This is a genomic window from Methanoregula sp. PtaB.Bin085 (genome assembly GCF_002067035.1).
Lineage (GTDB): Archaea > Halobacteriota > Methanomicrobia > Methanomicrobiales > Methanospirillaceae > Methanoregula.
The window spans coordinates 1-5,562 of sequence record NZ_MVQB01000007.1 but is presented as its reverse complement, the minus strand read 5'-3'; the positions used below and the strand labels follow the sequence as shown (position 1 = coordinate 5,562).

Below are 5,562 nucleotides of genomic sequence, written 5' to 3'. Positions count from 1 at the left end.
ATTTTTCAGGAGCTCCCGGTTACTGGTGTTGCCCATTGACAAATCAAGGTCATTCAGATCAGCATCGAGATTGATGGTCGCGTCTTCCAGCCGTCCTGACACAGCCTTCACGTACTCCACGGTGCCCGCGGTGGTTTTTATGATATAACTTGTGATCGGATCGCCTTCGCTTTTAATGGTAAATTGAATCGTCTGTTCCCCTAAAACCCTGAATAAAAACGGCGGAAATTCTATGATGTTGTGCACGCCAATCTGCCTTGTGTACTCTTCGACACAAGGATCTGCCCCGGCTTCGGCAGCGACCCTCCAATGGGCGAGAAGGTTTTCTTTCTGGAGATCCCTCGTTGTGTTCCAGCCAAACCTCACGGCGTTTAATATGCCCCCGATAAAATCTTCCAAAGACACTTTCCGTCCGGATTTCAGAGAGAATCGAGCCTGCTCGATAAGCGTGTCCAGTGTCCAGAACCTGGCATGGCAGTAGGTTGCCAGCTCCTCCAGCCTCTCTCTGCTCACGTGTTTCAATTCGAACACGGAGTGCATCTCATCGTATCTGGTCCAGTCGCGTTCAACGATCAAACCTTCCTGCTCCAGATTTCTGTAGAATTCAGTTCCCGGGAACGGTGTTGCCACACCGAAAGCCGCACCGGTTAACCCTATTTCTCTTGCGTACGTGGGGAATCTCTTTATCTCATCCTCGGTCTGGCCGGGCAAGCCGATGACGAATGTGCCTCCAACCCATGCGCCATTGTCTGCCAATATCTTCACGGCTTTCTCCTGCATTTCCAGGGTTATGTTTTTCCGGATATTTTTCAGGTCTTCAGCTTTTGGACTTTCAATTCCCATCTCATAACTGAGTATACCGTTTTCGCACATCTTCCTGACAATATCAGGATTCCTTACTACATTGTCCGCCCTGACTAACACCGAGAACTTTATGTCTAAATTCTCCTGATGTAACAGATCACAGAAATGATCAACCCATTGGGGAAAACCCATAAAATTGGGATCCGTTACAAAGATGAACAGGGGTTGTCTTTTATGGAACGATACTATTTCCAGCAGTTCCTCCATCACGTTTTCGGGAGAGCGAAACCGTTGATAACCCCTGCATATCATTGGTTCGCAACAAAAGCTGCACCGCCCCCAGCACCCCCGGGACATGGTGATCACTTCCCTCTCCCTGCCCTTCTCGATTATTACGTGATCTTTATACTCATGTCTCCTCAGTTGCCGTGCCGGAAATGGCAAGGCGTCTAAATCATGAATGAGCTGACGGTCGCGGTTGTGAATGATCTTTCCATCCTTTTTGTAGGACAGGCCAGGAATATCTCCGAAAGAGTCCTTCTGAACCAGCTCCCTCATCGTATATTCCCCTTCACCCCTTACAATCAGATCAACCTGCGGGTGTAATAGCAGCTCATCGGGTATAGCTGTCGGATGATAACCGCCTAAAACCGTTATGCAGCCTTTTTCCTTTGCGATTTTTGCTATGCGCAGGCCTTCGTAGTGGTCGGTTGCCGACATCGTGATGGCAACCAGATCGGGGTTAAGAGCATCGAGAAAAGAGTGAAAAGAACTCTGTTCGTGCTCCATGTCAATGATATGGACCTTGTCAACGATGTTCTCTAATGAGGCTGCGATGTACTCCAAGCCAATGGGGATTACATCTGAGGCAAAGCCTAATCCTTTTCTTCCCGGGGGTTTTACCAGTAAAATTCTTTTGAATGCCATTCAATCCCTCTTCTCGTATAAGCTGCTTGAATTGGTTCGAATTACAGTCATCAATTTACCCGGGTTGAAACTCTGAAATGTGTTTTTGCCGATCTTGAAAGGTCTGCCAGCCTGAAGGCTGCTCTTGCAGGCCCGGATCTTTCTCAACGACAAAAATTCCCCGCATTTCAATAAGGTTCTCAAAATTGTTTTTTCGATGAGGGGGGAACTCAGGCCACCGGGATATTTACTCATGAGGGTTCTGTCAGCGGCAAGTACGATTTTGTAACCGGTTTTCATTTTTCCTGCTCCTGCAGTTCCCTTTGGTTATCACGTATCCGCTTTTGTTCGATAATGTGCCTGAGCAGAAATCCCAGGGTCATGAACTGGTGTTTTGGCTCAAAACTTTTTACTATACAATAATCTACACCGCCTTCGAGAGCTTCGGTGAATACTTCGTGTGTATCGTTACATGTGAACATGATAAACGGGATATCCCCGTACGCATTCCGGACGTACTGCAGGAATTCGATACCGTTCATAACCGGCATATTGTAATCGGACAGGATCGCATCATACTTCCCACGGTTGAGCTTCCCGATTGCCATGGTGGCGGATGCGGCGGTATCAACGGTCATCGTTCCTGATCCCTCAAGGAATAATTTTCCAAGGGTAAGGATCTCCTCATTATCATCGACAAACAGGATTGCAGGCATGGATCTCACGTCACCCGTATGCTGGATACCTCAGGACAGGATACCTGAATTTTTCCTGTACCTGCAGAGATGAGAACTCGTTCTTTTCGTACATCGTTGTACGCGGCTGTTTCCTGACAGACCGGTTCAATACGAAGCTGATCATTATTCCTGAACGGTTCGCGTCTTTACGGGAAATCCTGCCGTCAGACCCCACGTTTCAGATCCTCCAGAGAAGGGTACTCCCCGTCATGGCTGCCGGTTGCCCAGCAGACCATCCTCAATAAATCCAGAACAGGTTTTTTCTCCAGTCCTTTACGTGGAATAAACCCGGAGATGCCCTCCCGGCAGGCCTTGTTCTTGACATATGGGTGGGCGCTTTCGGAAAAGAAGATAAACGGGGTCGCGATACCTCCGGCTCTCAGGATATGGAGGAACTGGATCCCGCTCATTCCCGGTAAATTAATGTCAGATACGATCACGTCGGCATGGTACTGGGAAAGCCATCCCAGTGCCTCTTCCCCGGAACCCGCAGGGAATATCGATACGGCACAGTATTTTTCAAAGATATGGGAAATGATCGTCCACATCTTCGGATCTGTATCGACATACAGAACGGTGATCATTCTCCTCCTTCATGAGCACCCTGTGCTTTTCTCCGCTCAAGCCATTCGGAGAAACCACCCGTGAGGGAAAGGACCGCAGGCATGATGAAGATCGCACCGATCAGCGAGAATGCTACTGCGATCAAGGTCGTTGTACCGAAATTGGCGATGACGGGAAATGTCGCGAGGCAAAGTGCCGAAAAGCCAAAGAACGTGGCAAGTCCCGAGACCGTGATGGCGGTGCCGATCTTCTGGACGCTTTCCTGGATGGCGGCAATGGGATCGTGCGTCCGCTCCTCTTCCTCGGCATACCGTTCCATGACGAGGATCGTGTATTCCGCGGCAACGCCGATGGTCATCGATCCCAGCGTTGCAGTGAGCGGCGTATAGTCGATGCCCAGGATATACATCATAACAGCATTCCAGCCCACGACAAAAATGATGGGGATGATCGGCGAGACTGCATGGAAGTGCCGGTACACGAGGATGAGGAAGATGAAGACAAAGAGGAATCCGAGGTAAGTCATGGTCTCCTTGGAATCTGAGAGGGATCGCAGCAGCATGGTGAACAGTTCAAAATTTCCAGCAGGATTTACGATAATCCCAATAGGGGGTTCGAGGAATGTGATATCCCTTTTCATCTGCTCCTTTAAGGTACTCTTTTGTCCCATCGGGAGCTTGATGGTATTGAATTTGATGATCCCGCTCATCGATCCGCTGATGTATGATTTTCTGGTATCATCGGGAATCTTTTCCAGCACGGCATCGAGCCCTGCCTGGGTTTCCGGCATCACGCCGCCATTATACTGGAGGACATACGTAGCGATGCTCGTGGATGCGGTGAGTTGCGGGTGGTGCGACAGTTCGTACTCCTGGAACTTTTTCATCCAGATCATGGTATCGAGATCCGTCACGCGCGAGCCCTGGATGAGGAAGTCTGCGGTATCGGTCGATCCCATGATGCGGGTGATCTTGTCGATGTTGATCTTGGCTGACATACCGGAGGGAACCATCGCGTTTTCATCCGACTGTACCGGAATGGTTGGGTCGATCTGGAATCCGATAAGGGCGATAATACCAGCCAGGAGCAGGACCGGTACCGGGTTCTTTGCAATCTTTACCGAGGTGTCCGTCAGGAACTTCCCATAGGAGAAGGAATTCTTTTTTGTGTTCCGGCTTTTTTCCGGCTTTTTGATAATCGTATCGCACGCATCAGTCCCCACGGCATAGCACTGGTCGGTTTCCTGCTGCTTGGGCTGGTACTTTAGCAGGAGACCCAGCGTAGGCATACCGATGCACGATACCCAGTAGCAGGTGAAAATGCCGATGATCGCCACGAGACCGAACGAACGGATCATGGGAACTTCCGACACGAACATTGCGAGAAAACCCATGCATGTGGCGAGCATCGCGTACATAACGGCCGGGCCGGTACGGGTCACGGTCACGAAGACCGCGTCCTCGATCGATCCCTTCCTGATCTCCTCATCAAACCGGGCGTGGAACTGGATTGCATAATCGATTCCGAGCCCGATCAGGACCGGGAAGGCCCCTATCACCGCCATGTTCAGGCTGATACCGGCAATTCCCATCATGCCTAAAGAGATCACCAGGCCAATCCCGACGAGGATGACCGGCATGAGCCGGTACCGCACATAGGAAAAAAGGATCCCCATGGTGATAATCATCAGGACCATTGCTCCCCCGATGAGGATGCCCATGTTACTCGTGAGTCCTTCCTTCATCTGCTGGGTGAACGCCGGGGTGCCGGATGTCTCCACGATGATGCCAGGTGGCGCGTTGGAATTATCAATAATCGATTCCACATTGTCCAGTACTGATTTCTGGGCATTTTCAGACAATCTCGGAGCGAGCCGGATCTGGACAAGGGTCAGCACGTTGGAAGGAACGAGCTGGCTGCGGGTGCTCTCGGGAAGTGAACTGATAATGCGGTCCGTATCCGCCCGCGATGAAGGGAGCGTCCCGCTATTGGCACTTTTCAGCACATCGACGATACTGAGTGTGCTCTGGATATTCTGCTGCTGCCGGAAATCCTGTTCAAGATTATCGATATATGCAAGGACCTCCGGGCTCAGCGGGTCGCCTGCTTCGACAATGAGGATGATTGCATCTGACTTGAAGTTATCTTCGTATTTTGCCTGCAGGGCTCCGCCCGGGGAGTCCTTGTCTATGTAAGTATCCCACCCCGTCTGCATACTAAGCATGGTTACGCCGTAGAGACCGATGCATAAAAAAACAAGGACCAGACCGGCCATCAGCTTCGGCTTCCTGATGATTATATTGGCGATGCCTTCAAAGAATTCGTTAATCATTCGGCACTCCCCGGTTCTTTTCGTTGCCGGGAAGGTACCGACAGTCCGACCACCATATCATTTATCCTTGTCCGGCAACCCCGGGGATTTCGCACCACATGAACATAGAAAGCAGTATCCCACCAGGTCTGATATTTTCCAGGTTTCTCTTCATGCTGCTCGAATTCCCTCAACCACTCTGCTGAAAGCACACTGTTGTCTCCTCTGCGATTTTTCCCG

At 50.5% G+C, this 5,562-nt stretch carries 6 protein-coding genes; all 6 read right to left on the bottom strand.

Features of this window, described 5'->3' with window-relative positions; genetic code table 11:
• Positions 1-1,731, bottom strand: a 1,731-nt coding sequence (locus tag A4E33_RS00165) for a B12-binding domain-containing radical SAM protein (protein ID WP_292345295.1), incomplete at its 3' end; no start/stop codon positions are given.
• Positions 1,732-2,010: a hypothetical protein gene (locus A4E33_RS00160; protein ID WP_292345293.1), complete on the bottom strand. Its 279-nt coding sequence runs from the start codon at positions 2,008-2,010 to the stop codon at positions 1,732-1,734.
• A complete protein-coding gene (locus A4E33_RS00155; RefSeq protein WP_292345291.1) occupies positions 2,007-2,426 on the bottom strand; it encodes a response regulator in 420 nt (139 codons plus the stop codon). Before A4E33_RS00155 ends, A4E33_RS00160 begins: the two co-directional genes overlap by 4 nt.
• A gap of 185 nt (positions 2,427-2,611) precedes the next feature.
• A complete protein-coding gene (locus tag A4E33_RS00150; RefSeq protein WP_292345289.1) occupies positions 2,612-3,031 on the bottom strand; it encodes a response regulator in 420 nt (139 codons plus the stop codon).
• Positions 3,028-5,343 (bottom strand): RND family transporter, encoded by a 2,316-nt coding sequence (locus A4E33_RS00145; RefSeq protein WP_292345287.1) that lies wholly within the window; start codon positions 5,341-5,343, stop codon positions 3,028-3,030. Before A4E33_RS00145 ends, A4E33_RS00150 begins: the two co-directional genes overlap by 4 nt.
• On the bottom strand, positions 5,340-5,562 hold a 223-nt coding region (locus tag A4E33_RS00140; protein WP_292345285.1), incomplete at its 5' end, for a hypothetical protein. The genes A4E33_RS00145 and A4E33_RS00140, both read right to left, overlap by 4 nt.